Annotated in this window: 17 protein-coding genes; 12 read left to right on the plus strand and 5 right to left on the minus strand. The window is 49.6% G+C overall.

The annotated features are described in order from the left end of the window. Positions 1 to 41 precede the first annotated feature (41 nt). Together Q0986_RS21850 and Q0986_RS21855 are read left to right on the plus strand one after the other, a co-directional pair. Positions 42 to 350, plus strand: coding sequence for a DUF2499 domain-containing protein (locus Q0986_RS21850; protein ID WP_299415965.1), 309 nt, complete (start codon positions 42 to 44; stop codon positions 348 to 350). Positions 351 to 361: 11 nt separating this feature from the next. Continuing rightward, on the plus strand, positions 362 to 658 hold the full coding sequence (locus Q0986_RS21855) for a DUF3593 domain-containing protein (RefSeq protein WP_299415969.1): 297 nt from the start codon (positions 362 to 364) through the stop codon (positions 656 to 658). On the opposite strand, the gene Q0986_RS21860 is transcribed toward Q0986_RS21855, so the two are convergent. Together Q0986_RS21860 and Q0986_RS21865 are read right to left on the minus strand one after the other, a co-directional pair. Next, the gene (locus Q0986_RS21860; protein ID WP_299415973.1) at positions 655 to 1,047 is read right to left on the minus strand and encodes a cytochrome c; all 393 of its coding nucleotides are present in this window, start codon (positions 1,045 to 1,047) and stop codon (positions 655 to 657) included. The genes Q0986_RS21855 and Q0986_RS21860 overlap by 4 nt on opposite strands. A 90-nt stretch (positions 1,048 to 1,137) precedes the next feature. Beyond that, positions 1,138 to 3,381 (minus strand): PBP1A family penicillin-binding protein, encoded by a 2,244-nt coding sequence (locus Q0986_RS21865; protein WP_299415978.1) that lies wholly within the window; start codon positions 3,379 to 3,381, stop codon positions 1,138 to 1,140. A 157-nt stretch (positions 3,382 to 3,538) separates the two neighbouring features. Here Q0986_RS21865 and Q0986_RS21870 point away from each other — a divergent pair, with 157 nt between their 5' ends. The 3 genes from Q0986_RS21870 (at position 3,539) to Q0986_RS21880 (ending at position 7,231) form a co-directional block, all read left to right on the plus strand. After that, on the plus strand, positions 3,539 to 5,266 hold the full coding sequence (locus Q0986_RS21870) for an ABC transporter ATP-binding protein (RefSeq protein ID WP_299415983.1): 1,728 nt from the start codon (positions 3,539 to 3,541) through the stop codon (positions 5,264 to 5,266). A gap of 701 nt (positions 5,267 to 5,967) precedes the next feature. Next, positions 5,968 to 6,216 (plus strand): hypothetical protein, encoded by a 249-nt coding sequence (locus Q0986_RS21875; protein ID WP_299415988.1) that lies wholly within the window; start codon positions 5,968 to 5,970, stop codon positions 6,214 to 6,216. Between the two features lie 34 nt (positions 6,217 to 6,250). Beyond that, the gene (locus Q0986_RS21880) at positions 6,251 to 7,231 is read left to right on the plus strand and encodes a hypothetical protein (protein WP_299415991.1); all 981 of its coding nucleotides are present in this window, start codon (positions 6,251 to 6,253) and stop codon (positions 7,229 to 7,231) included. Positions 7,232 to 7,376: 145 nt separating this feature from the next. Here the strand turns inward: Q0986_RS21880 and Q0986_RS21885 are convergent, their stop codons facing one another. Next, positions 7,377 to 9,425 carry a DNA polymerase III subunit gamma/tau gene (locus Q0986_RS21885; protein ID WP_299415994.1) on the minus strand — a complete coding sequence of 683 codons (2,049 nt, stop codon included), beginning with the start codon at positions 9,423 to 9,425 and terminating at the stop codon, positions 7,377 to 7,379. Between the two features lie 353 nt (positions 9,426 to 9,778). Between Q0986_RS21885 and Q0986_RS21890 the strand changes: the two genes are divergently transcribed. The 3 genes from Q0986_RS21890 to Q0986_RS21900 all read left to right on the plus strand — a co-directional run bounded on the left by Q0986_RS21890 (position 9,779) and on the right by Q0986_RS21900 (position 11,643). After that, on the plus strand, positions 9,779 to 9,940 hold the full coding sequence (locus Q0986_RS21890; protein ID WP_299415997.1) for a hypothetical protein: 162 nt from the start codon (positions 9,779 to 9,781) through the stop codon (positions 9,938 to 9,940). Positions 9,941 to 9,984: 44 nt separating this feature from the next. Further along, positions 9,985 to 10,764 (plus strand): DUF5895 domain-containing protein, encoded by a 780-nt coding sequence (locus tag Q0986_RS21895; RefSeq protein ID WP_299416000.1) that lies wholly within the window; start codon positions 9,985 to 9,987, stop codon positions 10,762 to 10,764. A 150-nt stretch (positions 10,765 to 10,914) separates the two neighbouring features. Continuing rightward, positions 10,915 to 11,643, plus strand: coding sequence for an MgtC/SapB family protein (locus tag Q0986_RS21900; RefSeq protein WP_299416005.1), 729 nt, complete (start codon positions 10,915 to 10,917; stop codon positions 11,641 to 11,643). Between the two features lie 424 nt (positions 11,644 to 12,067). Here the strand turns inward: Q0986_RS21900 and Q0986_RS21905 are convergent, their stop codons facing one another. Beyond that, a complete protein-coding gene (locus tag Q0986_RS21905) occupies positions 12,068 to 12,718 on the minus strand; it encodes a TetR/AcrR family transcriptional regulator (protein ID WP_299416009.1) in 651 nt (216 codons plus the stop codon). A 137-nt stretch (positions 12,719 to 12,855) separates the two neighbouring features. On the opposite strand from Q0986_RS21905, the gene Q0986_RS21910 reads away from it, so the two are divergent. The 3 genes from Q0986_RS21910 to Q0986_RS21920 all read left to right on the plus strand — a co-directional run bounded on the left by Q0986_RS21910 (position 12,856) and on the right by Q0986_RS21920 (position 14,773). Continuing rightward, on the plus strand, positions 12,856 to 13,620 hold the full coding sequence (locus Q0986_RS21910; RefSeq protein ID WP_299416132.1) for a YebC/PmpR family DNA-binding transcriptional regulator: 765 nt from the start codon (positions 12,856 to 12,858) through the stop codon (positions 13,618 to 13,620). 182 nt (positions 13,621 to 13,802) lie between these two features. Beyond that, positions 13,803 to 14,069, plus strand: a complete 267-nt coding sequence (locus tag Q0986_RS21915; RefSeq protein ID WP_299416013.1) for a hypothetical protein — start codon at positions 13,803 to 13,805, stop codon at positions 14,067 to 14,069. A 47-nt stretch (positions 14,070 to 14,116) separates the two neighbouring features. Further along, positions 14,117 to 14,773 carry a pentapeptide repeat-containing protein gene (locus tag Q0986_RS21920; RefSeq protein ID WP_299416016.1) on the plus strand — a complete coding sequence of 219 codons (657 nt, stop codon included), beginning with the start codon at positions 14,117 to 14,119 and terminating at the stop codon, positions 14,771 to 14,773. Here Q0986_RS21920 and Q0986_RS21925 read toward each other — a convergent pair. Continuing rightward, positions 14,764 to 15,429 (minus strand): ABC transporter permease, encoded by a 666-nt coding sequence (locus tag Q0986_RS21925; RefSeq protein WP_299416020.1) that lies wholly within the window; start codon positions 15,427 to 15,429, stop codon positions 14,764 to 14,766. The two genes, Q0986_RS21920 and Q0986_RS21925, sit on opposite strands and share 10 nt — an antisense overlap. A 2-nt stretch (positions 15,430 to 15,431) precedes the next feature. On the opposite strand from Q0986_RS21925, the gene Q0986_RS21930 reads away from it, so the two are divergent. Beyond that, complete coding sequence (locus Q0986_RS21930; protein ID WP_299416025.1) at positions 15,432 to 16,169, plus strand: precorrin-2 C(20)-methyltransferase; 738 nt, start codon at positions 15,432 to 15,434, stop codon at positions 16,167 to 16,169. Positions 16,170 to 16,200 lie beyond the last annotated feature (31 nt).

Here is a 16,200-nt window from a genome sequence, read left to right on the forward strand (position 1 = left end):
TGTAAGATTATCGTAGACAGCCCCTTATTCATGTATTGGTTATGCACGCCCTCTCAATTCCCACCTGGATTATTCACGTCTCCAGCGTGATCGAGTGGATTATGGCCATTTGGCTGATCTGGACCTATAGCGAAGTCAGTCAAAACCCAACCTGGCGGTGGTTTTCCTTAGCAATGTTGCCTGCCTTAGTCGGGGCCATGTGTGCTTGTACCTGGCATTTCTTCGATAATCCGGTCGAGCTGGAATGGCTCGTGACCTTGCAAGCGTCCATGACCGTCCTTGGCAATATCACCCTCTGTGGTGCAGCTGCCCTGCTCTGGTCCCAACGCCAACCCAACCCCGATGCTTAACCTGCTGAACCATGGCTACTAAAGACGCACTATTTGCGATTTCTCTGATTCCCTACCTGGGGTTTTTGTGGTTTTTGACCCGCTCAGGTCAAGCCCCCCGATTGGCCCTGATTGGCTTTTACCTCACCCTGTTGTTTATTGCCGTCACCGTCCCAGCAGGCATTTATGCCCTCAAGACCTATGGCGTTTCCTTAGCCAATATTGACTGGCTACATGGCTCAGCAGAGGTATTCTTGACCCTATCTAATATTGTGATTGTGCTGGGGTTCCGTCAGGCCATTCTGCAAGCTCAACAGGAAGCAGATTAGAGGGTTTTTAAGTATTCCAGAAGATCGGCCATTTCTTGAGGATTAGCTTGGAACTTGGGCATCGGCGGTGTTTTGCCGCTGGTGATTTGATAAATCAAACCCACCTGAGATCGATGCGCAGCAACCCGATGTAGACTGGGGCCGACTTTGCCATCGCCTGAAGCGCCATGACAGCCAGAACAATTGAGCTGAAAAATAGCATTCCCTTGGGCAACGGTACCTTCATGGTGCAGTACATCTCGCACATAGGGATCAGATAAGCGTAGCTGATAAACAGCACCGATGATCACTGCGATCACCAGGAACCAGCTAAGAGCGACCAGTAATGCTTTTTGAACATTGAGGTCAGGATTTAAGGTTTGCTCTGATTTCAGTGCAGGATCTTCCAAAAGCTTTACTAAGGGGATTACGGCTTAATCTTAAGATTTTTTGTAAGAATAGATAACATATCTTAATATAACTTTCATCATTACCCTCTGTCATTGATTAATGATTTGCCGCATATAGCCGCCCCACACATCCGCCGCCTGGGCACTGCTGCCAGAGGTGGGGCTATTGTCATCATTGCCAAGCCAAATGCCCGTTAATAAATTGCGGCGAGGCACGTAACCCACAAACCATAGATCACGTCCTAGATTGGTGGTGCCCGTTTTACCCGCAGCCCCTGAGGCAACCGCAGCACCTCGCCCCGTCCCGGATTGAACCACTTGGCGCATCATATCTTGCATCACCACGGCAACCCCTGGATCGAGCACCTGGGTGCTAGTATTCTGGGTGCTGTCATAGATCACTCGGCAGGTAGAAATAGAGCGGGAATCTTTGCAGTCTCCGGCATCGAGCACCTGACGAATCGCGCGGGGAGTATGACGACGACCGCGATTCGCCACAATAGCAAACGCCCGGGTTAGTTCCAGAGGCGTTACCTCACTTTGCCCCAATACTAGAGCTGGAACTGCCTGCAGGGGAGAGGTAATTCCCAGTTGGCGTGCCATTTGAATCACTCTGGCAATGGTCACATCTTGGGCTACGCGCAAAGCCACAACATTTTCGGATAGGGCAAACCCCCGAAACATATCAATATTGCCGCTGCCGCCGTTCTGGCAGCCAGTAAAGGTTTGTCCCTGCCAGGTAAACGGAGAACAGGAATAGGTTTTGTTAGGAGAGATATTGGCATCCACAGCTGCCGTATAGCCAAACAGCTTAAAGGTTGAACCGGGTTGCCGCTGGGCTTGGGTGGCGCGGTTAAACTGACTGTTGCTATAGTCGGTGCCGCCCACTAACGCAATAATCTCTCCTGCTTCATAATCCACCGTCAGTAACGCTCCCTGAGAATAGCCAAAGGTTGAACCAGAGGTGGCGACAGCGTTAGCCAGGGTTTGTTCGGCTGTGTTTTGAACTGCCAGATCTAAATTAGTGGTGACAATAAAATTGCCTTCTTGGGCCAGACTGGCCCCTAATAATTCCTCTAACTCATCAAAGACATAGCTGTAATAGTAAGGGGCCTTTACACTTTGCAGTTCTTCTCGGGCCTTGGGGCTAATCTCGATGCGGGAACGACGGGCGCGATTGGCTTCTTCTTGGCTAATTCGACCTTGCTGAGCCATGCGGGTAATGACTCGATTGCGGAATTCTAGGGCTGCATTGTAGTCCTGAACAGGGTTAAAGGCGTTAGGGGCGGGCAAAATACCGACGAGGGTAGCGGATTCGGCAATGCTTAAGTCTTTGGCAGACTTATCAAAATAAAAGCGGGCCGCATCTTCAAACCCATTGGCATAGATGCCCAAATAGACCTTATTCAAATAAGTCAGCAATAAAAAGTCTTTGCTGTAGTAGGTCTCTAATTTAAGAGCAACGACTGCCTCTCGGAATTTTCGATCTAGGGTGTCTTCACTCCCCACATAGCTGCGAAAGACGCTGCGGGCCAGCTGTTGGGTAATCGTACTGGCTCCTTCTCTCAGGCTACCGCCAGCCACGTTTGTAACCACTGCCCGGACAATGCCAATCGGGTCGACGCCCATATGCCAATAGAAGCGACTATCTTCCGAGGCCAACAAGGCGTCCACAATATAGGGGGAAAATTCATCCAGACTTTTTAACTCGCCATGGACTGTGTCTCGGCGTCGTGCCAGTGGGGTTTGGTCTCGGGACAAAACCACGATCGGCCCTTGGTTGGTCGTAGGTAAGGGGCGAACCGTGAATTTCTGCCATTCTGCAGCCACCACAATGAGGGTTAAACCCACAACGCCTGCGGTGCCATAGAGGAGATAGCGCATCCCTCGCACGTACCAGGGCGGTGGATCGATATATTCGACACTGACTGCAGCTTCTAAAGCAGCGGGGCCGAGGGTCAGCATATCCTTATGGCGCAAGGCATGGGAGTCTACCCGGCGTTTGCGGCGGAAAATGCCGTTGGTGGATTGCTCATCCCGAATCAAAAACGTGCGGCGCTTACCGTCTCGCTGAATCGAGGCATGCACCTGGCTGACAATGGGATTGCGAATCACAATGTCACAGGTGCGGGCACTGCGGCCAATAATATAGCGATCGCTAATCAGAGGATAGCTTTGGGGCTCCCCTTCACCAGAATTAATTTTTAACTCTGGCACCCGAGCATTCCGCTTCAGGGTAAGCTTTGACAGATCTGCTTTCGCTTGAATGGTACGAACCACCTGCGTCACATTCCCTAGGAAGGTCTTTGACGGAGAAGGTTTAGGAGATGTCATGGGCAAATCTCAATCGTCAGGTTGATAGCTCGGTAAGTACCAATGCGTCGTATGGGGGGCTTTGGGTTCGATCTTATAAGCTGTGCTTGGCCCAGCGGGCTATTTCTCTATCCTACTGGTCTGATGCCGAAAGCTGCTGTGATGGACTGAATTGCTGTTGAACTCTCATCTCTCCTATTTAGCACTTTTCCCCCATATCCGGGTGTATCGCCGATCATTGACCCTGGCTTTGATCTGTACGGTGGTCTATGTGCTATCCATGCCGATGATTGCTTTTCTAATCGGGCAAGCGGCCCAGTATGTGGGAGACCAAAACCTCCAGGCCCTCCTTTATTTACCGGTTGTCGTGGGTCTGTTTTTTGTGATTCGGGGTGGATTTGAATATGGCCAAGATGTGTTGATGGCTCAAGTCGCCTTTGATATCACCTTGAACCTGCGTCGTCGCGTTTATGCCCAATTACAGCAGCAAGAACTGCCCTATTTCCAGCAGGCCGCCACGGGCGATTTGGTCTATCGGTTAACAGAAGATATTGATCGTATTGGTGAAATCCTCAACCAACTCTTTCATCAATCCGTGCCCTGTACTCTTCAGCTAGTGGCGGTTCTGGCCTATATGATTTATCTCAACTGGACCTTGACCGTCGCCGCCTTGGTCTTAGCGCCATTGGTGGGCTGGGTGATTGGCTGGTTTGGTGAACGCTTGTTGGCGTTTGCCCGCAGAAGTCAGACCCAAGTGGCCAGCTTGGCTAGCCTTCTGACGGAGACCCTTAGCGGTATGGCAGTGGTCAAAGCCTACGGCGCTGAAGACTATGAGATGGAGCGGTTTATGCAGGTGGCTCGCCAGAGCCGCCAGGCCACCTTTGCCGTCGAGCGGATTAAGGCGATTCAATATCCGATTGTGGGCATTATTGAAGCGATCGCAGTCTCGCTACTCTTTCTCTTAGGTGGCTGGCAAATCAGTTTGGGACAGTTGACCCCCAGTCAGTTTATTAGCTTTGTGGCTGCTGCAGTTTTACTCATCGATCCGATTAATCTGATCACCGAAAACTACAACAAGTTTAAGCAGGGACAAGCCTCCATCGATCGCATTCAGGCTCTCCTCGATCTGCCGTCTTATCCTGAACCTCAGAATGCCCAACCACTGCCCCGGATTCAAGGGGCAGTGGAATTTCGGCAGGTATCCTTTGCCTATCATCCTCAGCAACCGGTGTTAGAGAACCTGAGTTTTCAGGTGCAAGCTGGAGAAACCGTCGCCCTAATTGGCCCATCCGGTGCTGGGAAATCAACCTTAGCTCATCTGTTGTTACGCCTGTATCAGCCGACGGCAGGCCAAATTCTGATCGATGGGATTGATCTGCAAACTGTTACTCGCCAAAGTTGGTATCAGCAGATGGGTATCGTGCCGCAGCATACCTATTTATTCTCAGGTACGATCGGCCAGAATATTGCCTATGGTCAGACTGACTTTGATTTAGCCCAGGTCCAGAAAGCCGCTGACATCGCCAATGCCAGCGAATTTATTCAACGACTGCCCCAAGGTTTTCATACCTATTTAGGGGAACAAGGTACGACGCTCTCAGGGGGACAGCGGCAGCGAATTGCGATCGCACGGGCCATTTTTCATAATCCCCGCATTTTGATTTTGGATGAGGCCACTTCCGCGTTGGATACGGAGTCAGAGGCATTGGTTCAGACTGCCCTTGAGAATCTCATGGGCAATCGCACGGTTATTCTGATTGCCCACCGCCTCACAACCGTTTTAAACGCAGATCGTATTTTCGTGGTTGAGCAGGGGCAGATTGTCGAATCAGGCACTCATCAACAGCTGATGGTCGATCATCGTTCTCGCTATGCCAGGCTTTACGCTCAGCAGTTGGAAAGATGACAACAATTTATTCAAAACCCGAGTGCAGGACTCCAGATAAAACTTCTTGAGGGCTTTGCCATAATACCAATTACCCAGCTAAATGACCTGTATAGATCGCCAAACGCATTGAAATTTGGTCAATCATTTGGGTCAAACAGTTTATCTCCATACGAAATTGGTATAAGGAGACAATACTGTTTTTTCTTAGGCAGAAGACTAGTTAAAAGCAACGAACGAACTGATAGGTGGCAAGCTCCTACCTTATCTGCATCAATGGGTGAAGCATCATTGATGCAGATGCAGAATGTTTACATCTCCTTGGAATATTGCAAAAACATGTGATCTTTATCACAGAAATAAATGTGTTATCCATCAAAGAAGATAATTAGCTTTCGCCAAAAACAGTCTTAAAAAGCGAAGCTATTTTTTTGCTAAACACTTCATACATAAATAGCTAGAACCCTTGCTTGTCAATGCTATTAACTACTGAATAAAATCCTCTAATCAATGCAATAAATTGTCTAGCTTCAACATTAAATTCTTTCAATAGCTACCATTAAAATCTTTTTTAATCAGTATTTATGCGTTGTTTTTGTGAGTTGATAGCTGACATGAACTTTGATTTACTGCTTGGGATTGTAAAGTAATATTTTTTCTCACGTAAGCATGTATTTATTAACTGAATACATTAATAAGGCAACAAGAAAAAGCGAGTATTTATGAATCAAGAAAAAACCGAATATCCTCAAATTAATCAATCAGGAAGCGCTGGCAGTAATTTGAGTCAAGCAGCCCGAGACCAAACTATCACTACAGATTCAAGCCAGCGGGGTTCTAATAACCAAATTTTGATTCCCATTATGATCGTGATTTTTGGGGGCGCTGCGGGTGCTCTTTATCTTGCAAAAAGCCAGACAAATGGTGGTCCAACTCAAGAATATGCGCCTGTGGAGAGAAGCTCACAATAAATTCATTGATGCTTTATTGGTTTAAAGGGGAACTATGGTTAGTCATCCAAAAACACATGTAAGTCAAACAGCGGCAGCGGGACGAGACTTAATCCAAGCTGGTAGAGATTACATCCAATATATTCAATACAATATCCAGGAACGGAAGTGGGGGGTGGTATGTGGAAACATAGCTTTTGTATTGGTTGCAGGCGTAGTTGTAGTTAGTGGCCTAGCTAATACTACTCGCTATATTGCAGAAGGTTTTGGTGATGAAGTCAATGCCAGAGAACTTTGCAAAGCCATGAACAGCTCAATTGAAGATCTAAATAAAAGAGTTGTTGCTGTGGGTGGAATACAGGGCAAACCTGGCCGAGGAATCAAGACTTTATCAGAAACTGCTGATGGAAAATTGAAACTTCTATTGGATGATGAGAAAGAAGTCATCACGGATCTATCTCTACCAAAAGGCCCTCCCGGTGTCGGTATCCAGAAAATAGAGAATAAGAACGATGGGGCTTTAAAAATATTCCTCACTGATGGACAAACCCTAACGACTCAAAACTTGAATGGAAAGAATGGCATAGATGGAAAAAGCATCAAAGCTATCAAGACAAATGATAACGGAACGTTAACATTTAGCTTTACCAAAGGAGAACCCATCACAACCCAAACTTCTTTGAGAGGTCAGAAAGGCCCCAAAGGAGATACAGGAAAATTAGGCCAGCAAGGGCCACAAGGACCACAAGGACTACGAGGAGAGCAAGGAGAGAGAGGGCGACAAGGACCGCGAGGGCTAGCAGGACAAAAGGGTAGGCAAGGGTTAACAGGGCCACAGGGAGAGAGAGGGCGACAAGGGCGACAAGGACCGCGAGGACCGCGAGGGCTAGCAGGACAAAAGGGTAGGCAAGGGTTAACAGGGCGACAAGGACCGCGAGGAGAGCAAGGAGAGAGAGGTCCACAAGGGCCGACTGGACCACGAGGACTACCAGGATCACAGTATGACGGTGGACTAGAGTATCGGGGAGCGCACTGACACTAGGAGCAAATTGAGTCTTGTGCTTGAGCAGAACGAGAATCGTTCAGTCTACGATGCAACAATTTAGGGTCACTACACACGATTGGGGAGCTTTTGAGTTTTGTGTCTTCACCCAGGACAGGAGTGCTGAGCTAAAAGCTACTCAATCGTTGTTTGCACTGTCATTTTTTGGCTCGATCTCCACCAAGGCACCGTTAAAAAACTGGGCAAAGCTGCGGGCGGCTGAGGTGAATTCATCCGTACTTTGCCAACTGGATGCTGGCTGTGGCGGATCCGCCACGGCTGTCGGTTGATGTGCTGGCGGCGCAGGGGGTGTTGTCGGGCTAGAAACAGTGGAGGGGGCAGAGGACACTTTGGCAGACTGAGGGCGGGATGACTGCGCCTGGATTTGTTCTTCGGTCAGGATTTTTAAGGTGACTTTAACTTTGCGATTAAAGCATGCTTCGAAGGTCTCTTCCAGCTCTGCCACTTTCCCCTGGGCTAATCGCAACAGGGTCTTGCGGATACCAATCCGAACTTCCCGCCCCTGCCAATACAGTAATTGACCATGCTCCTTCAGCAAGGCCCGACTGGGCAAGTTGAGCTTTTCTAATAACTGTTGCCAAGTGCTATTCAGATCGACCTCAGCAGTAGGCGGCGGTGGAGCGGGTGTGCTAGAGGGCTGTGGGGTAGGTGTGGCAGGGCGAGGGGACGGGTGTTGCGTTGGCCTTGGCGTGGGTAATCGCCCTTCTGACTTGGAAGCAGGCTCAGTGGGTGCCTCAACACCATGGATCAGCGGCTCAGGGTCTAGTTCGGCGGCTTCCAGTGGTGAGTGTTGGATCGTCTCCGATGGGCTGGTCTGGATCGCTTCAACTGCTGGTAGAGCAGCAGGCTCCGTCTCGCGAGCAGCTGGGGCCTCTTCCGCCTCTGGGACTGGGGTTTCCGTAGATAAGGCTTTAGAGAGCGCTGGCGACGGCGAAGCTTCAACAGGCCGCTCTGGTGCATCAGCGACAGCAGCGGTGCCATTATTTGCCTGAGGGACAGGCGTTAGCAGATCGGCCGCTGGCGAGGCAGAGACGGCTGAGACGGGCGGCCGAGCAACGGTGGGTTGTTCAGCAACCGTTGCTGTAGACAGCAATCCCAACAGCGAAACTTCTAGCCAGAGCCGGGGTTGAGTCGAGTTTTTAATCTGCCCTTCACAACTTCTCAGATGCTGTTGGTTGGCCAGAATATCAGCCACCTCAAACTGTTGGGCCAGCTTACAGAGATCTGTCCAGGTTGCTGCGGTCATGGCCACCAAATCCCGGCGATCGGGAGCTGTTTTGGCAATCAGTAAATCTCGATAAAACTCAGCTAGATTTTGCAGAACCGTTAAAGGCTCGCGGCCCCGATTGAGTAAGGCATGGGTTCGTTCGATGACTGCGGCGGGCTGTTGCGCCACAATCGCTTGCAGCAACGCCAACAACGCTTGCTCTGGCACGGACCCCACTAAGTCCCAGACTTGGTTATTGTCAATCTCACCCGCCAATAAACTGAGCTGATCTAATAAGCTTTCTGCATCCCGTAAGCCTCCCTGGGCCACTTGGGCAACCAACTCCACTGCGCTAGGGGTAATGGCAATAGTTTCCTGGTTGGCGATATAGGTAAGATGTTCGACCATCGCCTGGAGGTTAATCCGGCGAAAGTCAAAGCGCTGACAGCGTGAAATAATTGTGGGCAAAACGCGCTGCGGATCGGTGGTCGCGAGAATAAATACCACCCGATCCGGGGGTTCTTCCAAGGTTTTGAGCAAGGCATTGAAGGCTGCCGTGCTCAGCATATGCACTTCATCAAGGCAGTAGATTTTGAAGCGGCATTGCACTGGCGCAAATTGAGCCCGTTCAATTAAGTCGCGAATATTATCGACTCCGGTATTGCTGGCAGCATCAATTTCGATCACATCTAAGGAGGTACCCAGTGCCACTTCTTGACAGACTGAACAGACACCGCAGGGAGTCGGGGTGGGGTGTTCACTCTGTAGACAGTTGAGGGATTTAGCCAGGATCCGGGCACTAGAGGTTTTACCTGTGCCCCTGGGACCAGTGAACAGATAGGCCGGGGCAATGCGCTGGGACTGGATGGCGTTGGTGAGCGTGGTTGCGATCGCATCTTGTCCCACTAAATCGGCAAACACCTGGGGTCGATATTTATGATGCAGCGGTTCGTAAGCCACAGCTCACCCTAGTTAAAGACGTGAAATTCCACCTCTACTCTAGTGGATGTCTCTCCCGATCGCGTATGCCTAGCGGTCTTGCTTGGATCGTCTGGAGGCTCTTGGGGACCGCCGAAGGCACTCTCCAAAGGCACATCAATCGCAACTGTCGCTCCGTAACGAACCCTTAAGTTTTGGGTTAAGTAGAGGGGGGAACTGGAATGGCTTGCAGATCTGGGGTGTAGAGATTACAAAAGATTTGAAATAGTATATTTGTACTGCTATAATACAAATATACTAATAAAGCCTGATGAACCTTGTCGTGGTCCCCATCCTGAATCACGTCCTTTACTCATTGCGATGTCACTTGTCCTATGTTTCAACGCCGGATCGCTTTTTTAGAGTCCCAATACACCAGCCCCTATTACCAAGGGCTAGAGGATGCCTTGAAAGCCAGGCTCCCTCGATATCCCCAGCATCCAGAGTATATGCAGGGCTATAACAGCCTGGCATTTTGTACCCAATGGGCTGCCTAACTCCCGCTTTTTTCACCATCCACTACTTGTTCAAGGAGATTTCAATGATGATGTCCACCACCCTCACCCGACCTGCTCCGATTGATGAATTTGCCGGGGATGAATATGGTCCTGCCTATCAGCCCTTGCCCTACTTACAAGTGCTGAATCATGAAGATCCACAGCAGGCCGGATTCTTTATCTCTGCCGATAATGCTGCGGCTGTAGACTTCCAACCCACCCCCGAATGGCAGTCCCATGATGCCTATTTCTTATCGGGAGGGGTAGCAGTAGGCTATCGCAGTCTCACAGCTCGCTTAGTGGTCTTGCGACGGTCCCCCTTGCTGATGTTTGCACGCAAAGACCGTGCGTTCTTAGGGCCGTTTGATCGGGATGCCTATAATCCTGATGAGGTCATTCTTAAAACCCGCTATTTAGTGTATTTAGTCAGCCGACAAAAACAGCTCCTTCATCAGTCCCCCCTGCAATTCACCGCCAAGGGCTCCCTCTGTGGTTCCTTTGGAGAGCATTTTAATCAGTTTCACTCCCAAATGAACTGGGCCTACGGTAAGCCGCGTGGCGATCGCTTTTTTGCCCTGTCGATTTTTGCGGTTAAGTTGCAACCGATTCTGAAAGGACAAGAAAAGAAATCCTGGGTCTGTTCGATCTTGGAACATGGCCAACCCACCAATGAAAATTGGCGCAACTTCTTCTTAGGCTACGACCCTAACGTTAAGCAAAAGCTACTCGCAGACTTTGAGGCCCACGCTAACTTTGCCCAGGGTGATCGGGATAGAGTGATGCCCGAACGCTATGACGCTACAGGGGATGATCTCGCCTTCTAACAGCCTTTGACGCCTGTGTAGGCAACTCAGACTGCCTACACAGCGTTTATCCAACTGCATCATGATCGCTTAATCATGATGCGGGGTTTTCTTAGCCTTGCCTTAACCTAACTGCGCCAGAATCGAAACGCATTACTGAGCAATTTCTGCATGACTTGGATCGATTTCGGCTTACGGCTGACCGTTGCTCTGATTTTGGGAAGTGCGATCGGCATCGAACGGCAGTGGCGACAGACTCGTGCTGTTCTGAAAACAAATGTTTTGGTCTGTATTGGCTCATCGATGTTTGTAATGATGTCGATGATGCATGCTCAAGACTCTAGCCCCACCAGGGTTGCAGCTCAGATTGTCTCTGGAGTGGGGTTTCTTGGAGGGGGGGTTATTTTAAGAGAAGGCACGAGTGTGCGGGGTTTAAATACGGCTGCGACCTTATGGTGTTCTGCCTCCATCGGTACCCTTGTAGGGGGTGGATTTCTCTTTCCCGCCTATTTGGGGGCAGCAGCAGTGGTGTTCTCAAACTTGGTGATGCGGCCCTTGGTGGAGCAGTTGAAATTTCGTCCCCACAAACCTGGATCATTTGCGAGTATCTATCGGTTCGTACTGATTTGTGAGACTTACGAAGAAAAGAAAATTCGCAACGTGTTTCTTGATTCCATTAATACAGCCAATATGATGCTTCGGGCTTGGCGAAGTGAAAGTTTAGAGTCGCTCGGGAAACCCAAGCAAATTGTGCTGGAGATAGAACTGATGACCACGCAGCGGGAAGACATGCTTCTGGATCATTTGGCCGAAACACTGCAGGAAAAAGCTAATACCCAGCAAATTCGCTGGGAACTCGTGTCTGATCGGATCAAAAGCATTGCCCCATCCAAAAAATAATAAAGGATGGAGAGTCTTGAGCAACCGGCATGGATTGAGGCCCTAATCTATCCTTACTTGGACCTCAACCTAAGGATCTAATCGCAGTAAATCTCTGATAATCAGCGTTTTTCAGTCAATATCGATTTAATCTCTCAATAAATATTAAAATACGATAAAGAATGCGGTATAGTGATAGTTTTGTGATTCGCTTGGTTAAGCGAAGGATAACAAATCGTTCAAGTTTCGTGGGGGATATCAAAACTATGCAGACCAGTTCGAAGAAAATGATTCTTGCGTCCTCTTTTGTTATTTTTGGCTTAGTAGGACCGATCACGTTTTGGCTGGGGGAGCGGAGTAGCCGCGCTTCTCTAATCTGTGCTCCGCAACCGCATCATTCCAATAGTCCGGTGGTCAGATCTCCCAGCAAATCCCCTTAGCCACATCAAGGGAAAGCTTGTGTCGTCTGCTCAAACTGATCTGAGGTCGCGCAAGCCTGTAATCGGTGCCGCATCGCTTGCCGCGATCGCATAATCACCGCTGGATCTTCATAGAGCTGAAAGGCCCAATTGGCTCCGAATAAGAGCATATCCAGCTCGTAGGCCAGTTGACGAGCATCAGTATTGTCATGAATATCTCCTGCTCGTTGGGCTTTCACAATTAATCGAGCAAAAGTGTGCTCTCGCTCAGCCATAATTTCAGCTAAGCGATCGCGGATAATCCCAGGACGGCTATTAAATTCGGTGGAGGTGGCCGCAAAAAAACAGCCGCCCCGAAAAAGCTGCTGCTCCGTATAGTGCAACCACGCTTCGCAGAGAGACCACAGACGCGGTAAGCCTTTAGGCGTACGGAGGGCCGGTCGGACCACCTGTCGTAGCACTAAGATGCGGGCTTCTTCAATCACCGCTAGCTGGAGGGCTTCCTTAGAGCCAAAATGGGCAAATAAGCCACTTTTACTCATCTTCAGTTCCTTGGCAAGGCTGCCAATAGAAAGACCTGTCAGCCCGTCCACAGAAGCTAAATCCATCGCACATTGCAAAATGGCTTTTCGCGTTTGTGCGCCTTGGGTTTTACGGTGGTGAATCGTGGAACTCAAAGTCTGTGTATGGTGAGAATGCGATAGATTATAGCTTGAATATTCTAGGAGTGAAGGGACCTGTCAACTGGTTCACCGCTTGACAAGACCATGCTATAAAATCACGAGTGCACGTTGTCGATTTCTTATATCTACCTATGGCAGGACATAGCAAATGGGCAAACATTAAACGGCAAAAAGCTAGGGTTGATGCCAAAAAAGGGAAAGTCTTTGCTCGCCTCTCTCGGGCGATTATCGTCGCCGCCAGACATGGCTCCGCTGATCCCAATGGCAATTTCCAATTGCGATCGGCCATTGATAAGGCGAAAGCCGCAGGGATTCCTAATCACAATATTGAGCGGGCCATTGCCAAAGGATCCGGCCAATTAGACGCTGAAGGGGATCAGTGGGAAGAGATTCTCTATGAAGGCTATGGGATTGGTGGGGTGGCCTTGCTGATTGAGGCCATGACCGATAATCGCAATCGCACCGCTGCTGACCTGCGAGCCGCCTTTAACAAATATGGGGGAAACCTCGGTGAAACGGGCTGCGTGGGCTGGATGTTTCAGCAACGAGGCATTATTTCTGTGCTGGGGCCAGTGGATGAGGATCGCTTTCTAGAGTCCTTGATCGAGGCAGGTGCTGATTCCTATGAATTTGTCGAGGAAGAAGAACACGCGATCGCAGAAGTCAGTACCACAGTACCTGAGTTGGAAGCAGTGACCATTGCCCTCAAAGCTCAGAACTTCCAGGTGGTCGATGCAGAAATCCGCTGGATTGGCGATACATCAGTAATGGTCACTGATGTATCGCAGGCCAAGTCTCTACTGCAACTGATGGATACCCTAGAAGATCTAGACGATGTTCAATCTGTGACCGCTAACGTCGCCTTCGTGGATGGTGTTCTAGCGGGTATAGCTTGAATCAGCACCGTATGGAGGCGCTCCCTAGCGTAGGACAGACATGGGTTCAATTGATCTGTTCAACGGACAAAGGGGTACTTTAAATATAGATAACTCTGGCTCTTTTTGCTATCTAAAATGAATAGAAGCAAAAAGCGTTAAGCTCGATATAATGCTCTGAATTCACTCAGATAATACCCTTTATGCTTTCCTATGATCCCTTAACCAAGCGCCTCGGCAGTTACCTCATTGATGCCGGATTACTCACTGAATCTCAAGTCGATGTTGCCTTAAACGATCAGGAGGCCACTGGCATGCGATTTGGCGATATTATCGTGGAGCGGGGATGGGTGAAGCGCCAAACGATTGAATATCTCACCCGCAAAATCATCCGCATGGAACGTGAAATTGGTGAGCCGCTCAAATCTGGGCTGATTCAAACCAGTTATGTCAAACGCAAGCAACGTTAGGCACCTCTACGCGATTCACTTTCGACCAAACTCCACAAGGATTGCCTATGGCCAACGCAGCCCATCTCGAGTTAATTAAGCAAGGCGTTGAAGCTTGGAATCATTGGCGGTCCCAGAACTTATTGGTTCGACCAGATCTCACGGGGGCCAACCTCAGCGGCCATGTCTTTGAATATGCCAATTTGGATCAAGCCAATCTAGCCTATGCCAACCTAGAAGGAGCTGATTTACGGCAAGCTAATTTATTTCGAGCCTGCTTGCAAGGAGCGAACCTGCGCATGGCCGATTTAATCCATGCTCATTTAGAGGCGGCAAATCTCGAATGTGCCAATTTAGAGGGCGCGGATTTATATAAAACGAATCTGTCCCAAGCTAAATGTCATAAAGCCAATTTATCAAAAGCGATCATTCGGAGAGCCAACCTTGTGGGCGCTAATCTCAAGGCGACCGAAAACTCCCGCACTGATTTTTTTCAAGCCAACATGATGCGGTCAAACCTCTACATGGCGAATGCGAATAAGGCCAATCTAGAAGGGGCCAATTTGATTGAAGCCAATTTAGGCTTAGCTAATTTTTTAGAAGCCAATCTGCGCAAAGCCAATCTCTGTCGAGCCAACTTATACCGGGCCAACTTATGCCGAGCCAATCCCTATGAAGCACTGCTGAAAGGGACCACGATGCCTGATGGCACAATTCATGATTGAGGCGGGATTTGGATCCACTGCTGTAGCTGATTGAGCAATGTTTCAGCCATCGTTGCCAGCAGGGCAACTGGAATCGCACCGACCAGGAGAATGGCAGGAGAATTCACTGCAAATCCCAGCGTGATAAAAGATCCTAACCCGCCAGCCCCAATAAAGGCGGCTAAGGTTGCACTCGCAATCACCTCTAGCGTCGCTGTTTTCACCCCAGTTAAGACCAAGGGCAATGCCAGCGGCATGTCCACGTGCCAAAACACCTGCCAGGGTGTCATCCCGGTGGCCCATCCCACTTCTCGAACCATGCCTGGAACGGTTCTAAATCCCACCTCTGTCGCCAACAACACGGGTGGAATCGCTAACACAGATAGCGCCAGCGCTGCGGCTTGAAAAGTCAGACCGAGAGATGGAATCGCCAAAAACAAAATGGCTAAGCTAGGAATGACCCGCAAACCGTTAAACAGGTTGAGAATTGTGATGACTGCAAGTTTAGGGAACCACGCTTCTTGATCCGACCAACGAGCACATTGCCACCCCAAACTCCCGCCCACTAAAATGGCGATGCTCAAAGGGACGATCACCAGCAACACATGTTGTTGGATCGCCATCATCAATTCCGCTAAATGGGCAACAGCATAGTTATATGCTTCGATGAATATCATCAATGATCACTACGAGACGAACGTCCTTGGTAGAATCCCCTCTTGGAATACTGTACGGGATCGGTGTCGGACCCGGTGACCCCGAATTATTGAGCATCAAAGGCTTACGGTGTTTACAACAATGTCCAATTGTTGCCTATCCTGCCGGTATCAACGGTCAACCCGGTATTGCCGAGCAAATTGTCACCCCTTGGCTGACGTCACAACGTCGATTACCCTTGGTTTTTCCCTATGTGCAGGATACGGTGACTCTCCAAGAGGCTTGGCAGCAGGCAGCGCTGACGGTTTGGGATGCGCTTTCGCAAGGGCACGATGTTGCCTTTGCCTGTGAAGGGGATGTCAGTGTTTATAGCACCTTTACCTATCTGGCTGAGACCCTCCTGTTTTTATCTCCTCAAGCCATGATTAAGCGGATTCCAGGGATTAGTTCGCCGATGGCAGCCGCTGCCGCTTTGGGGATGCCGCTAACGTATCAACGCGACCGCCTCGCGATTCTACCCGCACTTCAGCGGTTAGCTGATTTAACAGATGCATTGGCTTGGGCGGATGTGGTGGTTCTGCTGAAGGTCAGTCGCGTTTACTCAGCCGTATGGCAGATACTACAGGAGAGGAATTTGTTACAGACTAGTTGCGTCGTGGTTCGCGCTAGTACGCCCCAGCAACAAATCTATCGAAATTTAGAGCAATACCCCACGCTGAAACTTCCCTACTTTTCGTTACTGATGATCACTCAACCTTAGGATCCGCCTCCCTTGAGATGGGTGAACCGAT

It is taken from the genome of Acaryochloris sp. IP29b_bin.148, from assembly GCF_028285565.1.
GTDB lineage: Bacteria > Cyanobacteriota > Cyanobacteriia > Thermosynechococcales > Thermosynechococcaceae > Acaryochloris.